Here is a 15,734-nt window from a genome sequence, read left to right as displayed (position 1 = left end):
GTTTCGGTAGAATCCGCGCCGCGGTCGTCGGTCTGGCGTTCGCCATGCCCGGTTTAGATTGAGGTCTGTGATGTCGCTGCACTTGATGACGCTGTTTACCGCCCATCCCGCCAAACTGATCAACCTGCTGGCCCTGCTGTTGGCCTTCCCCGGCAGTTGGCTGCTGCACGCGACCCGTCGCCGTGAACAACGGGCGATGGCCAGTATCGCGGCCCAGCGTCAGAGTCAGCCGAATCAGGAGCCGGTGCTCGATTGGGCGACCCTGCGCATGAACCGCTTCTTCTACCGCTTCGGCTTTGCCTGCCTGGGCCTGGCGCTGCTGGTGTCCTGGATCAGTACCCGCTTCTGAACGAAAAACGGCGCCCGAAGGCGCCGTTTTTGTAACCAGCCGGCACCGCTTACAGCGGCAGTCCAGCCTTGACCCGGTACTGATTGCGCACCGGCGTCGCATATTGCAGCACCAGATACGGACGATGCTCCTCGGGGCAGGCGTCCAGACGGTTCTGCCACTCTTCCTGGGCCTTGGCCAGTTCCTCGGCACCAAACACTTCGGCAGCCTTCGGCACGTTCAATTGCGGATCGGCATCGGCCCACTGCGCGTACGCCAGGTAATGCACCGGGAACAACCGGTAGCCACCGAGAATCTGCTTGTCCATCTCGACCGCCAATTGCTTGGTGTCTTCGAACAGCTCAGTGATCGGCGCAGCGAAGTTCACGTGCACCCGGCCCTTGTAGCCGGTGATGCCCTTGGCGATGCTCACGTCATCCTCGCCCGGCGCCTTGCTGTAGGTGCCGGTGGTGGCGCGGATGTACAGCTCGCGGGCCTTGGCCTGGTCGCATGGGTCGTATTCGTAGCTGATCGACACCGGGGTCAGGTTCAGCGACTGAATGACTTCGCCGAACGGCTCGTCCTTGCGGCTCATGTGGAACATCTTGAGGATCGCCGACTCGGTACGGTCGTCGCCGTCCTTCGCGCGGCCTTCGGCCTGGGCGATCCAGATCGAGGCGCAGTCGTTGCGGATCGAGTGGTTGATGTACGCCGACAGCAGTTGATAGGCGGCCATTTTCTCGCGACGCCCGGTGATCGAACGGTGAACGATGAAGCTCTTGTTCAAACGCATCAGGTCGCTGACAAACGGCTTTTGCAGCAGGTTGTCGCCAATCGCGATGCGCGGCGTCGGCAGGCCGGCGTGGTACACGGCGTAGTTGACGAAGGCCGGGTCCATCACGATGTCGCGGTGGTTGGCGATGAACAGATAAGCGCTGCCGGACTTGAATTGCTCGACACCGGTGTAGGTCACGCCGTCGGTGGCGCGCTCGATGGTGTGGTCGACGTAGAACTCGACCTTGTCCTGCAAAGTGGCCACGGAGGTCACGTCGGCGAACTCACGACGCAGCCGATGGGCTATAAGTGGTTTGAGCATCCAGCCGAAGGCACCGGCAAAACGCGGGAAGCGGAAGTGGGTGAGGATATCTAGAAACGCCTTGTCGCCGAGCAGTCGCGCCAGTACCGCAGGTACTTCGCTGTCGTCGTAAGGTCGGATGGCATCGAATTCGCCCATCATGCTCTCTTGTTGGAAACGGCTAGGGTAAGTAAAGGTTTTGATCGAAAACCAACGGGGCACGGTCTGAAAAAGTAGCCAGACAAAAATAGCCCTGCAAATAGACCGGCGATTATACGCACAAGTCACCCGGGAGACCGCGATGCTGGAAAGCGCAGTATATGAATGTCCGTATTGTGGTGAAGAGGTCGAGACGACCGTGGATCTCTCCGCTGGCGACCAGACCTATATCGAAGACTGTCAGGTGTGTTGTCGGCCGATCACCTTTGTGTTGCAGGTCCATGGAGAGGACTGGTTTCTGGAAGTCTTCAGCGAAAACGAGTGAGGCGCGCCCATGCAGCGAATCTACGAGCCGGAAAACCTGATGGAAGGCGAAATGCTCAAGGGCATGCTCGCCAGCGAAGGCATCGAGGCGCATCTGGTCGGGCGCGATCTGCTGGGCGGCACGGGGGAGTTGCCGATCTTCGGTCTGCTGGGCCTGTCGGTCGATAACGACCAGGCCGAATACGCCCGCGAGCTGATCAGTGCGTACAATGCCGCGCTGCCGCTGCCCGGCGATGAACCGGACAGCTATCCCGGGACGCTGGTCTGTTAGGCTGGCGTTCGTTTTATTTGTGAGTCGTGCTGCCCCATGTGTGGACGTTATGCCCTGTTTCGCTGGAACCGCGATTTCGCGAACCTGCCCGGTTTTCCTGCCGATCAGCAGGCGCAGTGGAACATTTCCCCCAACGATTCGGTATTGATGCTGCGCGCCGAACCCGACGGCCAGCGCACGCTGGTCCGTGCCCGTTGGGGGCTGACACCGCCATGGCTGACCGACATGTCGCGCACGCCGGCCCACGCCCGGGCCGAAACCGTCGCCGAACAGCCGATGTTTCGCGAAGCCCTGCGCCTGCGCCGTTGCCTGCTGCCGGCCAACGGTTTCTACGAATGGCGCGGCAACGTGCGCAAGCGGCCGTACTGGCTGACACCGGGGGAAGGTGCTTCGTTGTTTTTTGCGGCGATCTGGGAAGCGTATCCGGTGCAGGAACAGGTGTGGCTGAGCACGGCGGTGATCACTCAGTCGGCGGCCAGTCAGCGCCGGCCTTTGATTCTCGATGAGGCGGGGCAGGCGGCGTGGCTTGATCCTGAAACGCCGATGCATGTTCTGCAAGGCCTGCTCGCCAGCGAACCCGCCGCCTTGCGCGAACGGGTCCTGGCGAACCTGGTCAATGATCCGAAGCTCAACGGGCCGGAGTGCCTGACTCCGGCCTGATCGGTCAGACCTTGAACTGATTGATCAACCGCCGCTGTTGCTCCGCCAGTTTGGTCAGATCCGCACTCGCTGAACTCGACTCATCCGCACCACCGGCCACTTCATTCGCCACCTGACCAATGTTGATCACGTTGCGGTTGATGTCGTCGGCCACCGCGCTCTGTTCTTCGGCGGCGCTGGCGATCTGGGTGTTCATGTCGTTGATCACCGATACCGCCTGAGTAATGGTCTCCAGCGCCTCCGCTGCCTTGGCCGCGTGCTGCACGCTTTCGTCGGTACGATTCTGGCTGTCCTCCATGACCCGCACCACGTCGCGGGTGCCCTGTTGCAGTTGCTGGATCATGCTCTGGATTTCTTCGGTGGCCTTCTGGGTTTTCTGCGCCAGGTTACGCACCTCGTCGGCCACCACCGCAAAACCGCGTCCTTGTTCACCAGCGCGGGCAGCTTCAATCGCCGCGTTGAGGGCCAGCAGGTTGGTCTGCTCGGCGATCCCGCGAATGGCGATGAGGATCGCGTTGATGTTTTCGCTGTCCTTGGCCAGGGTCTGAACAACGTCCACGGCCTTGCCGATTTCCACGGCCAGCACGCCGATCGAATTGGACGTATCGCGCACGATTTGCATGCCCTGACTAGCCGCCTGATCGGCGTGGCTGGCCGCTTGTGCTGCCTGGGTCGCGTTACGCGCCACGTCTTGCGCGGTGGCGGTCATTTCCTGCACGGCGGTTGCCACCTGATCAATCTCGGCCATCTGCTTCTGAATGCCGATATTGGTACGGATCGCGATGTCCGCCGTGTGCTCCGAGGAGTCGCTGACGCTCTGTACCGACGACACCACCTGCGTGATCATCCCCTGCAATTTGGCGAGGAAGGTATTGAAACCTTTGGCGATTGAACCGAGTTCGTCTTTGCGATCACTGGTCAAACGACGGGTCAGGTCACCTTCGCCCTGGGCGATGTCATCGAGCATGGTCACCATCTGTTTGAGCGGGCGGGCGATGCCGTGGCCCACCAGCCAGATCACCAGCAGGCCGAGGCCGGCAATGATCAGACCGACCATGGCCATGCCGAAGGTGTCGGATTTGCGCTGGGCGTCGAGGTCGCCTTGGAGCTTTTGCAGATCCGCCATCACCGCGTCGAGCGGCAGTTGCAGCATCAGCGTCCAGCGCGCGTCGGTCTGGCCGATGCCGAACGGCAGGTACAACTCGATCCGGCCTTGCTCTTTATTGACGGTGTAAGTCACTTCGCCGCGCTTGAGATTGGCCATGTTGGCAATCTGTTGCGCGTCGAGAATGTCGCTGACTTTCTCGCCGAATTTGCTCGGATCCTTGGTGTAGGCGACGATCCGGCCGTTGCCGCCGATCAGGGCCATTTGCCCGGCGCCGCTGTACAGTTTCTGGTTGGCGCCCAGGAGCATTTCCTGGATGAAGTTCACCGACAGGTCGGCGCCGACGATGCCCTGGAAGGCGCCGTTGAGCATGATCGGTTCGATAAAGGAGGCGAGCATGACGATCTTGTCGCCGACCTTGTACGGGGCGGGATCGATCACGCAGGATTTTTTGGTTTCTTTCGAGCACAGGTAGTACTCGCTGGCGCGCACGCCGGTGGACAGGACTTTCTGGTCGTCGACGTCTACCAGTTTGTCCAGACCGAGGGTGCCGTCGTCGTTGCGGAACCACCACGGCAGGAAACGCCCGTTGGCGGCGTCGATGCCGACCACACTGGTGCCGACGTAGGCCGAATCGTTGTGGTCCAGCGCGTTCTTTTCCCAACCGATGTAGGTGCCGAGAATCTTCGGGTTCTTCTCGACGTTTTCCTTGATCAGGCTGATCAGTTGCTCACGGCTGACGGTCAGTCGCGGCTGGCCATCGGCCCCCGGCGTGCCGAGCAGGGCGTTGACGCGTACCAGTCCGCCGGCAATCAACAGTGGCGCTTCCAGTTCACGCTGGATCTGGCTGACCTGGGTCTGCGCCAGCGATGTCAGGCGCTGTTCGATGACTTGCTCGAACTGGGCCTGGGTCCGTTGCTGGACCATCTCCTGGGTGCGGGCACCGGAGAACAGCGCGTACAGCACCAGCGCGGCGACTACGCTGAGTACGATGGCGCCGGCCAGGGCGGCCACGGAAAACTGGATCGACTTGAACTTCATGGGAGCTCCGCACGCGAGAGGACGTCTGCGCTGCTGTATCGGCAGCCACTATTGCGCCATGAGGTGCGGAGCAAGTAATTGCAGTCGGATGTCGCAAATGGATCAGTGCGCGACGCAGTTGCAGCGGGCCTGGTGGCGGATGTGAATTTTTTCCTACAGGTCTGGCGGGAGTTTTCTGAAAGTAGATGCAACACGTCCGTTGTATCTGGCGTCGATACAATTACCCGCCTAGGATACGCGGCAGGTTTTCAGGGAGCTTTTGAATGAACAAGACATTGGTTGTAAGTGCACTGAGCGCGGCGCTGTTGCTGGCCGGTTGTCAGTCGGTCAACACCACCAGCGGCGGTGCCGTGGGCGTGGAGCGCAAGCAGTACATGTTCAGCATGCTGTCCTCGCAAGAGGTCGACCAGATGTATGCCCAGTCCTATCAGAAGACCGTGGGCGAAGCGTCCAGCAAAGGCGTGCTGGACAAGACCAGCAACGATGCCAAACGGATTCAGGCCATCGCCAACCGGCTGATCGCCCAGGCACCGAATTTCCGTCCGGATTCGGCGCAGTGGAAGTGGGAAGTGAACTTGATCAAGAGCGACGAGCTCAACGCCAACTGCGGTCCTGGCGGCAAGATCATTTTCTACACCGGGCTGATCGACAGCCTGAAACTCACCGACGATGAAATCGCCGCGGTCATGGGCCATGAAATCGCCCACGCCTTGCGCGAGCACGGACGTGAAGCCATGTCCAAGGCCTATGGCATCGAAATGGCCAAGCAGGGCGCCGGTGCGTTGCTCGGCCTGGGGCAGGACAGCCTGGCGCTGGCCGACACCGTGGCCAACTACGGCATGACGCTGCCCAACAGCCGCGCCAACGAGAACGAGGCCGACCTGATCGGTCTGGAACTCGCCGCGCGTGCCGGGTACAACCCGAACGCCGCCATCACTCTGTGGGAGAAGATGAGCAAGGCCTCTGAAGGCGCGCCGCCGGAGTTCATGAGCACTCACCCGTCTTCCAGCAGCCGCACGGCTGCCTTGCAGGCGGCGATTCCGAAGGTCATGCCGCTTTACGAGAAAGCGCCCAAGTCCTGAAGCCATGATCGCTCCCGCACTCGGTGCGGGAGCGATCTGCCGGATCAAACCCAGCCGCTGCTCTGCATCGCCTTGTACACCGCGACGATCGCCAGGATCAGGAACGCCGAGGCGGCCAGTCGACGGATCAGGGTCAGCGGCAGTTTTTCCGCTGCAAAATTACCCGCCAGTACCACCGGCACGTTGGCGATCAGCATGCCCGCCGTCGTACCGATGATCACCAGCCACAGCTCCGGGTATTGCGCCGCCAGCATCACGGTGGCGATCTGGGTCTTGTCACCGATTTCCGCGAGGAAGAACGCAATCAGGGTGGTCAGGAACGGCCCGAACTTGCGGGCGGTGCTGGCTTCATCGTCGTCCATCTTGTCCGGCACCAGCGTCCACAGGGCGGTGGCGGCGAAGCTCGCGGCGAGAATCCAGTGCAGGACCGAATCGGAGAAGAAGCTGCCGAACCAGGCGCCGACCGCACCGGCTGCCGCGTGGTTGGCCAGGGTCGCAGCCACGATACCGGCGATGATCGGCCAGGGTTTGCGGAAGCGAGCGGCGAGAATCAGCGCGAGCAGTTGCGTCTTGTCGCCGATTTCGGCCAAGGCAACGATTGCGGTGGGAACGAGTAACGAGTCCAGCATCAGGATTTCCTAAGGGGCGGGTCGACACGGCTATGACACGTACAGCCTTCCCGCCCCGGGTAAGGTGTGCGTGTCATAGGTCTTGTCAAACCCTGCGATCCGTCTGGTGCGGACGCTTGGGTCGCATACGCCATGATCTGAGGATCAAGTATGTTGACGTATGCCGGACGAGCTTGGCGCTCGTGGGAGACTACTCCCCTAGGACGGAGCGGATTCTGCCTAGGCAGAATCCATTCGGCAAGTGCTAATTTTCAGCCGCGCTTGGCCCGGTAAATCCGGAAACCATTGCCTTCGGCCTTGATCGCGCAGACCCCGAGATGCTCTTCGATCAGCGGCTGATACTTGAGGAAGCTGTTGGCAACCAGGCGAAGTTCGCCGCCGTTTTTCAGATGTTTGGCTGCTTTTCGCAGCAAGTTCTCGGTGGCGAAATAATCGGTGTGCACGCCGACATGGAACGGCGGGTTGCTCAGAATCGCATTCAAACCCATCGGCGCCGCATCGATTCCGTCGCCGGTCAATACTTCGGCTTCCAGACCGTTGGCCGCCAGGGTCAAACGGCTGCTGGCGGCAGCGAAGGCATCAACGTCGAGCAACGTGACCTGATTGTGCGGGTAACGACGCTTGACCGCCGCGCCGAGCACGCCGGCGCCGCAACCGAAGTCCAGCAAATGGCCGCTCGGCAGTTTGTCCAGGTGTTCCAGCAGCAGGGCGCTGCCGCGATCCAGTCGGCCATGGCTGAACACGCCCGGCAGGCTGATGACTTTCAACGGGCCTTCGGCCAGCGGCAGTTCGTAGGTCTGAGCCAGGCTTTCCAGCGGTTTGGCTTCGGGAGCGTTGGCCACGGTCACTTGCCACAGCTGGCAATGGCGCGCGCTGTCGAGCTTGCGCGGCTTGCCGAACGGGTTGAGTTGTTTGGACGCGCCTTCGATACCGCTGCGTTTTTCCCCGACCAGATACACCTCACGCCCGGCCAGGCGCGAAGCCACGGCATTGAGGATGTAATCGGTCAGGTCCTTGGCCTTGGGCAGGAACACCACGGCGTTGGTGAATTCGCGTTCCGGGACGTTCACGCCAAAATGGCTGCGGCCTTCGAAGCGGGCTTCGAGTGCGGCCTGATCGCCGGCGTGCCAGCACCAGCCAAACGCATCGGGCAGGCGCCCCAGCAGATCATCGGCAGGCAAACCGGCCAGCAACACCGAACCCTGGAATAACTCGGCCTGACGAAGCAGTACTTCACTGCGCGGATCCATAACTGCTCCTGTGAAAAAAAGTGCCGCAGTTTATCAACTGACGACCCGCAGCGCCTTACCGCTGTAGAACGCCTGGGTGTTTTCCACCAGTTGGCCGACGATTCGCTGCCGCGCCTCGCGACTGCCCCAGGCGTTGTGCGGGGTGACGATCAGGCGCGGGATATCGGCAGCCAGCAGCGGATTGCCTTGGGTCGGCGGCTCGACGCTCAGCACATCGGTGGCCGCGCCGCCCAGATGACCGCTGCGCAAGGCGTTGGCCAAGGCCTGTTCGTCAATCAGTCCGCCACGGGCGGTGTTGACCACGAACGCGCCGGGTTTCATCGAGGCGAGTTCGCGGGCGCCGATGAAGTGCCGGGTGTGTTCGTTGAGTGGGCAGTGCAGGGTGAGGGCGTCGATCTGTGGCAGCAATTCTTCCAGCGGCAGACGATCCGGACGGGCCGGGCGCCCCGGAATCTGCCCCAGCAGCACGCGCATGCCAAATGCTTCGGCCAGACGAGCGACCGCGCCGCCGAGTTCGCCGTGTCCGAGCAAGCCAAGGGTTTTGCCTTCCAGCTCAACGATCGGGTAGTCCAGCAGGCAGAACTGTTTCGCCTGCTGCCAGCGGCCTTCACCAACGGCTTTTTGATAATCGGCCAGGCGCGTAGCGAGATTGAGCAGCAACATGATCGTGTGCTGCGCTACCGACGGCGTGCCGTAACCCTGACAGTTGCACACGGTGATGCCGTGGGCGCGGGCGGCGGCCAGATCGACGTTGTTGGTGCCGGTGGCGGTGATCAGGATCAGTTTCAACTGAGGGTTGGCGGCCATGGCGGCGGCGTCGATCAGGATCTTGTTGCTGATCGCCACGGTTGCCCCTTGCAGGCGTTCGCTCACTTGCGCAGGCAGCGTCTGGGCGAACAGTTGCAGATCGCTGAAGCAGTCACGCAAAGGGCTCAGGTCGAGATCGCCAAGATCCAGCGACGGGTGATCGAGGAATACGGCGCGGTGGGCGTTCGTCATCAACTGTACCTGTTGTGCTTTGAAGGGAAGGCGTAATCTGCCGAGCCTACCAGATGAAACAACTCGTTACGCTTGGCCGAAAGGAGCCCCCATGTACTGGACCGAATTCTTGACCGTTGCCCTGATCCACCTGTTGGCCGTCGCCAGCCCCGGTCCTGATTTCGCCGTGGTGGTACGCGAAAGCGTGACCCATGGTCGACGCGCCGGGACCTGGACGGCGTTGGGCGTGGGCACGGCGATTTTCCTGCACGTCGGTTATTCGCTGCTGGGGATCGGCCTGATCGTTTCCCAATCGATTGTGCTGTTCAACGCCCTGAAATGGGCGGCCGCCGCATACCTGCTGTACATCGGCTTCAAGGCCCTGCGTGCGCAACCGGCGAAAACCGTGACCGATGATCTGCACAAAGAAGCCGGCGAACGCACCGCCCGTGGCGCCTTCACCTCGGGTTTCGTGACCAACGGCCTGAATCCGAAAGCCACGCTGTTCTTCCTGTCGCTGTTCACCGTGGTGATCAACCCGCACACCCCACTGACTGTGCAGGCCGGTTACGGGATTTATCTGGCCGTTGCGACCGCCACCTGGTTCTGCCTGGTGGCCATGCTGTTCAGCCAGCAGCGCGTGCGCGCCGGTTTCGCCCGCATGGGCCACTGGTTCGACCGCACCATGGGCGCGGTGCTGATCGCCATCGGCGTGAAACTCGCGTTTACCGAGATGCATTGATCGAGCTGAGCTGATTCAGGGCGTTGAGGTATTCCCGGGGATTGTCCCCGAGCAAGCGGCGAAACATCGCGCTGAACGCCCGCGCGCTGCCGTAACCCAGATCCCGCGCCACGCTCTGCACGCTGTCCCCGGCGAGCAGGCGGGGCAGGGCTTCCATCAGGCGCAGTTGCTGGCGCCAGGCATTGAAATTCATCTTCAGTTGTTGCTGGAACAGCCGCGCCAACGTGCGTGAGCTGGCGCCGACCTGCTGCGCCCAGTCTTCCAGGGTGTTGGGATGATCCGGCGTGCGTAACAGTGCCAGGCAAATGCCTTGCAGGCGCCGGTCAGTGGGCATCGGGATGTGCAGTGGCAGGTTTTCGAGGCTGGCGAGTTCTTCCAGCATCAGTTGCTGGATCAGCGGATTGTCGGCATGCGGCGGGCCCTGCACCGCACGCAGGATCAGCTCGCGCAGCAATGGCGTGACCGCCAGCACACAACAGTTGTGCAGGCTGGCCGGCGCCAGTTCGGGGGCGATGAACAATGAACGCATCTGCACATCGCCGGACATGAAAATCTCGTGGGCGACTTCGGGCGGAATCCACACCGCGCGACTCGGCGGAAGCACCCAGGCACCTTGCGCCGTGACCACGCGCATCACCCCGCTCACTGCATAAAGCAATTGCGCCTCGCGGTGCAGGTGGAGCGGCTGGTGCGAGCCGTCCAGATAGTCCCGGGGATAGGCACTGACCGGTCCGTGTTCGAAATGGCTGATCAACATGTCGGATTCGATGACTTGGTTGGCAGGAATGCGCTTTCCGGCCAACTTAGCATGAGCGCTCACTACAACGTAAAGCGTGCCGTCATGAACCAGTCCAGAAACGTCATCCGCTACATCAACGCCGCCCATGTGATCGATCACATGTTCATGCTGATTTTCCCCGCCGCCGTGCTCGGCATGACCCAGGCCTTCGCCCTCGACTATGCCGCGCTGATCGGCCTGTCGCTGGGTGGCTTCATCGCGTTCGGCGCGTGTTCGCTACCGGCCGGCTGGCTGGGGGATCACTGGAGCCGGCGGCAGATGATGCTGGTGTTTTTCTTCGGTATCGGTGCTTCGGCGATCTTCACCGGTCTCAGTAACAGCCCGACGATGCTGGTCATCGGCCTGACCCTGATCGGCATTTTTGCCGCGATCTATCACCCGGTCGGCACGGCGATGCTGGTGGCCTATGCGCAGAATCGCGGGCGCGAGATCGGTATCAACGGCATGTGGGGCAACCTCGGGGTGGCGTTCTCCGCGCTGATCACCGGGCTGCTGGTGGCGCAGTTCGGCTGGCGTTCGGCATTCCTGATCCCGGGTGCGGTGGCGATCGTGCTGGGGATCGGTTTTGCCTTGCAGGTGCGCGAAGAGCCGATTCCCAAGCGCTCGCACATCGCGCTCAAGGGCGCCGGCGGCCAGCGCATTTCGATGTTCATGGTGTTTGGCGTGCTGGCCCTGGCCACGGCCACCGGCGGGGTGGTGTTCAACGCCACCACCATGACTTATCCGAAACTGTTTCAGGATCGCTTGCATGACCTGTTCGCCTCGCCGCAAACCCTCGGTGTGGTGGTCAGCCTGGCCTATGCCTTTGGTGCGATTGCCCAGTTGAGCATCGGCCGGGTGTTGCATCGCGTCAGCCTGAAGTGGCCGTTTATCGCGCTGACGTTGTGCCAGGCGCCGTTGCTGTTCGCCCTGGCTTATGTCGATGGCTGGGCGGTGATCGCCGTCGGGGCGGCGTTCATGTTCGTGGTGTTTGGCCAGGTGACGGTGAACGATTCGATGGTCGCCAACTTCGTTGCGCCGCAATGGCAGTCGCGGGTGTTTGCCTTGCGTTACTGTTTATCGTTCGGTGCCAGTGCGACGGCGATTCCGCTGATTTCTTATGTCGAACCGCGCCATGGTTTTGTGGGGCTTTACCTGATTCTGGCGGGTTTTGGCGCTTTGACTTTCCTCGCTGCGGTGGTTTTCCCACGCACACCTTCCGAAGCGGCTGTAGGGCAAACGGCCTGATCGGTGACGAATACCGGCAAATGCTGGCGCAAAGCTAGCATTTGTACGGCTCTGCAAATCATTCCTTTGGCTGATTTGGCTGACGTATAAGGGTTCTAGAGTACGAAACTCCAAAGCCAACACCGTGCAGTCAGAAAAGGGATTCTTATGTTGCAGACTCGCGTTATTCCGCCCGCTGAAGGGGCGTACCAGTATCCACTGCTGATCAAACGGCTGCTGATGTCGGGCGCCCGTTACGAGAAAACCCGCGAGATCATCTACCGTGACCAGCTGCGCTACAGCTACCCGACGCTGATCGAACGTGTCGCGCGACTGGCCAACGTGCTGACGGCGGCCGGGGTCAAGGCCGGTGACACCGTGGCGGTGATGGACTGGGACAGCCATCGCTACCTGGAGTGCATGTTTGCGATTCCGATGATCGGCGCGGTGATTCACACCATCAACGTGCGCCTGTCGCCGGAACAGATTCTCTACACCATGAATCACGCCGAGGACCGCTTCGTGCTGGTCAACAGCGAGTTCGTCGGGCTGTACCAGGCCATCGCGCCGCACCTGACCACGGTGGAGAAAACCCTGCTGCTGACCGATCTGCCGGAAAAAACCGCCGACCTGCCGAACCTGGTGGGTGAGTACGAGCAACTGCTGGCGGCCGCGAGTCCGCAGTACGACTTCCAGGATTTCGACGAAAACTCGGTTGCCACCACGTTCTACACCACGGGCACCACCGGCAACCCGAAAGGCGTGTATTTCACCCATCGGCAACTGGTGCTGCACACCATGGGCGTGTCGACCATCATGGGCGCCATCGACAGCGTGCGGCTGCTGGGCACCAACGACGTGTACATGCCGATCACCCCGATGTTCCACGTGCATGCGTGGGGTCTGCCGTACGTGGCGACCATGCTTGGGCTCAAGCAGGTTTATCCGGGGCGTTACGACCCGGAGTTCCTGGTCGAGCTGTGGCGCAAGGAGAAGGTCACGTTCTCCCATTGCGTGCCGACCATCCTGCAGATGGTGCTCAACGCCAAGGGCGCGCAAGGCACCGATTTCGGCGGCTGGAAAATCGTCATCGGCGGCAGTGCGCTCAATCGCACGCTGTATGAAACGGCCAAGAGCAAGGGCATTCAACTGACGGCCGCGTATGGCATGTCGGAAACCGGGCCACTGGTTTCGTGCGCGCATCTGAACGACGAATTGATGGCGGGCACCGAAGACGAGCGCACCACCTACCGGATCAAGGCCGGCGTGCCGGGGCCACTGGTCGAAGCGGCCATCGTCGATACCGAGGGCAATTTCCTCCCGGCCGACGGTGAAACCCAGGGCGAACTGGTGCTGCGCGCTCCATGGCTGACCGAGGGTTACTTCAACGAGCCGCAGAAGGGCGCCGAGTTGTGGGCCGGCGGCTGGCTGCACACCGGCGACGTCGCCACGCTGGACAGCATGGGCGTGATCGACATCCGCGACCGGATCAAGGATGTGATCAAGACCGGCGGCGAATGGATCTCCTCGCTGGACCTCGAAGACCTGATCAGCCGTCACGTCGCGGTACGTGAAGTAGCAGTGGTGGGCATCGCCGATCCGCAGTGGGGCGAGCGTCCGTTTGCCTTGCTGGTAGTGCGTGAAGGGCACGTTATCGGGGCGCGCGAGCTCAAGGAACACCTCAAGCCATTCGTTGAATTGGGGCACTTGAGCAAGTGGGCGATCCCGAGCCAGATCGCGCTTGTTACTGAAATTCCCAAGACCAGTGTCGGCAAGCTCGACAAGAAGCGCATCCGCCTCGACATCACCGAATGGCAGGCCAACAACAGCACCTTCCTCTCGACGCTCTGAGCGTCCTCTGGCGCGCCGAAAACGGCGCGCCAGACCCACCAAGCAAGCGCTTGGCTTGTGAAATCCGAATTTTCAGCCATCCTTGCCGTGCCGACATGCGTCGGACTGGCGAAAGGACTGTTCCAGAGTGGTTGGCAGCTGCAAATCACACTTTAGAGGGATCAAGCAGTACCACCTGCTGGCTATAGTCCGCTCAAGGATTTTTAAGAACGGGGCACACGCACAAACGGGGCGATGCAACATTGAAGCGATTTCGGGAAGCCTCTGGCGCCCGGTTCTTCAGGCGTTTTTAAAAGTACTCACTGCCATAACAATAATGCACATGGAGTAGCGTCGATGACCTCAGTAAACCAGTTCTGGCGCCGGGCAAAGCTGCCTCTGGCCGTCAGTCTTGCTTCTTCGCTCGCCGGGCCCGCATTCGGCGTCAGTTTCAACGTCGGTGAAATCGAAGGCCAGTTCGACTCCTCCCTGTCGATCGGTGCCAGTTGGTCCACCCAGAGCCCGAACAAGAACCTCATCGGCGTCAACAACGGCGGTCACGGTCTGTCCCAGACTTCCGACGACGGCCATGCCAACTTCAAGAGCGGCGAAACCTTCTCGAAGATCTTCAAGGGCATCCATGACCTTGAACTGAAATACGGCGACACCGGCGTGTTCGTCCGTGGCAAGTACTGGTACGACTTCGAACTGAAAGACGAGAGCCGCGAGTTCAAGGACATCAGCGACAGCAACCGCAAGGAAGGCGCCAAGTCCGCCGGCGGTCAGATCCTCGACGCCTTCGTCTACCACAACTACGCGATTGCCGATCAGCCTGGCTCCGTGCGTCTGGGCAAGCAGGTGGTGAGCTGGGGTGAAAGTACCTTCATCGGCGGCGGCATCAACTCGATCAACCCGATCGACGTATCCGCGTTCCGTCGTCCGGGCGCCGAGATCAAGGAAGGCCTGATCCCGGTCAACATGTTCTACGTGTCCCAGAGCCTGACCGACAACCTGTCGGCCGAAGCCTTCTACCAGCTCGAGTGGGACCAGACCGTCGTCGACAACTGCGGCACCTTCTTCTCCCAGCCGGACATCATTGCCGACGGCTGTGACAGCAACCTGCGGGTGCTGAACAAGCGTTCGACCATTCCTGCCATCGCTTTGGGGCCATTGGCGGCCAACGGCGTCAACGTCAATGAGGAGGGCGTTCTGGTCCAGCGTGGCGGTGATCGCGATGCACGCGACAGCGGCCAGTGGGGCGCTTCCCTCAAGTACATGTTCGAACCGCTCGACACTGAGTTCGGCGCTTACTTCATGAATTATCACAGCCGCGCGCCGATCTTCAGCGCCACCGGTGCGCCGCAATCGGTCTACAACACAGCGCGCGCGCTGCCAGGGCCGTTTGCCGCGCTCGCACCGCTGCTGGTGGCGGGCAACTCGAAGTACTTTGTCGAATACCCTGAAGACATCCGTCTCTATGGCCTGAGCTTTTCCACCACCCTGCCTACCGGTACGGCGTGGAGTGGCGAACTCAGCTACCGGCCGAACGCGCCGGTGCAGTTGAACTCCACTGACATCCTGTTCGCCGGTGTGCGTCCACTGGGCGGTGCGCTGACTAATGCTTCGCTGCTGACAGGTGTTCCGGGCCAGGACCTGCATGGCTATCGTCGCAAGGAAATCACCCAGTTCCAGACCACGCTTACGCACTTCTTCGATCAGGTCATGGGCGCCAGCCGTCTTACCCTGGTGGGTGAAGTGGGCGTGACTCATGTCGGCGGTCTGGAAAGCACCTCCGACGTCCGTTACGGCCGTGACCCGGTCTACGGGCCTGGCGAGTTACCGGCCACTGGCACGACCAATACCTGTGCCAACATTCTCAACGCCAGCACCATCAACGGTGCAGGCCCTGGTTCGCCACAGAACAACCGTAGCCGCAACTGCACCAATGGTGGCTTCACCACATCGACTTCGTGGGGTTATCGCGGTCGCGCCATCTGGGAATACAACGACGTGTTCGCCGGCGTGAACCTCAAGCCGAACGTGGCGTGGTCCCACGACGTCAGCGGCTACTCGCCAGGCCCTGGCGGCAACTTCGAAGAAGGTCGCAAGGCGGTGAGCCTGGGCGTCGATGCCGAGTACCAGAACACCTACACCGCGAGCCTGGCCTACACCAACTTCTTCGACGGCAAGTACACCACCGTGGATGACCGCGACTTCGTGGCGCTCAGCTTCGGCGTGAACTTCTAAGCACTGCA

General features: G+C 61.4%; 15 protein-coding genes and 1 riboswitch. Of the genes, 9 read left to right on the top strand and 6 right to left on the bottom strand.

Going from position 1 to position 15,734, the window contains the following annotated elements:
* Positions 1 to 70: 70 nt before the first annotated feature.
* Entirely contained in the window at positions 71 to 349 is a 279-nt protein-coding gene (locus ABTV87_RS24345; protein ID WP_007951673.1) for a hypothetical protein, read from the top strand.
* Between the two features lie 49 nt (positions 350 to 398).
* Here ABTV87_RS24345 and ABTV87_RS24340 read toward each other — a convergent pair whose 3' ends face one another.
* Positions 399 to 1,562: a 1-acyl-sn-glycerol-3-phosphate acyltransferase gene (locus tag ABTV87_RS24340; protein WP_170929378.1), complete on the bottom strand. Its 1,164-nt coding sequence runs from the start codon at positions 1,560 to 1,562 to the stop codon at positions 399 to 401.
* A gap of 142 nt (positions 1,563 to 1,704) precedes the next feature.
* Between ABTV87_RS24340 and ABTV87_RS24335 the strand changes: the two genes are divergently transcribed.
* Genes ABTV87_RS24335 through ABTV87_RS24325 form a run of 3 tightly spaced genes read left to right on the top strand, consistent with a single transcriptional unit; the run spans position 1,705 to position 2,817 of the window.
* The gene (locus ABTV87_RS24335) at positions 1,705 to 1,887 is read left to right on the top strand and encodes a CPXCG motif-containing cysteine-rich protein (RefSeq protein WP_011335896.1); all 183 of its coding nucleotides are present in this window, start codon (positions 1,705 to 1,707) and stop codon (positions 1,885 to 1,887) included.
* 9 nt (positions 1,888 to 1,896) lie between these two features.
* The gene (locus tag ABTV87_RS24330; protein ID WP_011335895.1) at positions 1,897 to 2,157 is read left to right on the top strand and encodes a putative signal transducing protein; all 261 of its coding nucleotides are present in this window, start codon (positions 1,897 to 1,899) and stop codon (positions 2,155 to 2,157) included.
* A gap of 36 nt (positions 2,158 to 2,193) precedes the next feature.
* On the top strand, positions 2,194 to 2,817 hold the full coding sequence (locus ABTV87_RS24325) for an SOS response-associated peptidase (RefSeq protein WP_433898490.1): 624 nt from the start codon (positions 2,194 to 2,196) through the stop codon (positions 2,815 to 2,817).
* Between the two features lie 4 nt (positions 2,818 to 2,821).
* Here the strand turns inward: ABTV87_RS24325 and ABTV87_RS24320 are convergent, their stop codons facing one another.
* Complete coding sequence (locus ABTV87_RS24320) at positions 2,822 to 4,963, bottom strand: methyl-accepting chemotaxis protein (protein WP_085606956.1); 2,142 nt, start codon at positions 4,961 to 4,963, stop codon at positions 2,822 to 2,824.
* Between the two features lie 263 nt (positions 4,964 to 5,226).
* Between ABTV87_RS24320 and ABTV87_RS24315 the strand changes: the two genes are divergently transcribed.
* Positions 5,227 to 6,045 (top strand): M48 family metallopeptidase, encoded by an 819-nt coding sequence (locus ABTV87_RS24315; RefSeq protein ID WP_007956847.1) that lies wholly within the window; start codon positions 5,227 to 5,229, stop codon positions 6,043 to 6,045.
* 44 nt (positions 6,046 to 6,089) lie between these two features.
* On the opposite strand, the gene ABTV87_RS24310 is transcribed toward ABTV87_RS24315, so the two are convergent.
* The 3 genes from ABTV87_RS24310 to ABTV87_RS24300 all read right to left on the bottom strand — a co-directional run bounded on the left by ABTV87_RS24310 (position 6,090) and on the right by ABTV87_RS24300 (position 8,923).
* Positions 6,090 to 6,674 (bottom strand): TMEM165/GDT1 family protein, encoded by a 585-nt coding sequence (locus ABTV87_RS24310; protein ID WP_007956837.1) that lies wholly within the window; start codon positions 6,672 to 6,674, stop codon positions 6,090 to 6,092.
* 87 nt (positions 6,675 to 6,761) lie between these two features.
* Positions 6,762 to 6,886: riboswitch (yybP-ykoY riboswitch) on the bottom strand.
* A gap of 39 nt (positions 6,887 to 6,925) precedes the next feature.
* Positions 6,926 to 7,924: a class I SAM-dependent methyltransferase gene (locus ABTV87_RS24305; protein WP_127799861.1), complete on the bottom strand. Its 999-nt coding sequence runs from the start codon at positions 7,922 to 7,924 to the stop codon at positions 6,926 to 6,928.
* A 33-nt stretch (positions 7,925 to 7,957) separates the two neighbouring features.
* On the bottom strand, positions 7,958 to 8,923 hold the full coding sequence (locus ABTV87_RS24300; protein ID WP_433898489.1) for a 2-hydroxyacid dehydrogenase: 966 nt from the start codon (positions 8,921 to 8,923) through the stop codon (positions 7,958 to 7,960).
* Between the two features lie 91 nt (positions 8,924 to 9,014).
* Here ABTV87_RS24300 and ABTV87_RS24295 point away from each other — a divergent pair, with 91 nt between their 5' ends.
* The gene (locus tag ABTV87_RS24295) at positions 9,015 to 9,644 is read left to right on the top strand and encodes a LysE family translocator (RefSeq protein ID WP_007956831.1); all 630 of its coding nucleotides are present in this window, start codon (positions 9,015 to 9,017) and stop codon (positions 9,642 to 9,644) included.
* On the opposite strand, the gene ABTV87_RS24290 is transcribed toward ABTV87_RS24295, so the two are convergent.
* Positions 9,628 to 10,401, bottom strand: a complete 774-nt coding sequence (locus ABTV87_RS24290) for an AraC family transcriptional regulator (protein ID WP_433898488.1) — start codon at positions 10,399 to 10,401, stop codon at positions 9,628 to 9,630. The genes ABTV87_RS24295 and ABTV87_RS24290 overlap by 17 nt on opposite strands.
* An 84-nt stretch (positions 10,402 to 10,485) precedes the next feature.
* Between ABTV87_RS24290 and ABTV87_RS24285 the strand changes: the two genes are divergently transcribed.
* From ABTV87_RS24285 to ABTV87_RS24275, 3 genes are all read left to right on the top strand, one after another.
* Positions 10,486 to 11,670, top strand: a complete 1,185-nt coding sequence (locus ABTV87_RS24285) for an MFS transporter (RefSeq protein ID WP_433898487.1) — start codon at positions 10,486 to 10,488, stop codon at positions 11,668 to 11,670.
* Positions 11,671 to 11,817: 147 nt separating this feature from the next.
* Positions 11,818 to 13,500: a fatty acid--CoA ligase gene (locus ABTV87_RS24280; protein WP_433898486.1), complete on the top strand. Its 1,683-nt coding sequence runs from the start codon at positions 11,818 to 11,820 to the stop codon at positions 13,498 to 13,500.
* A 336-nt stretch (positions 13,501 to 13,836) separates the two neighbouring features.
* A complete protein-coding gene (locus tag ABTV87_RS24275) occupies positions 13,837 to 15,726 on the top strand; it encodes a DUF1302 domain-containing protein (RefSeq protein WP_221534755.1) in 1,890 nt (629 codons plus the stop codon).
* The last annotated feature ends 8 nt before the right edge of the window (positions 15,727 to 15,734 follow it).

Source organism: Pseudomonas sp. PSE1(2024), from assembly GCF_050990555.1.
GTDB classification, from domain to species: Bacteria; Pseudomonadota; Gammaproteobacteria; order Pseudomonadales; family Pseudomonadaceae; genus Aquipseudomonas; species Aquipseudomonas aphyarum.
Note: the sequence above shows the minus strand (reverse complement) of the source record. Positions and strands in the feature narration are given on the sequence as shown.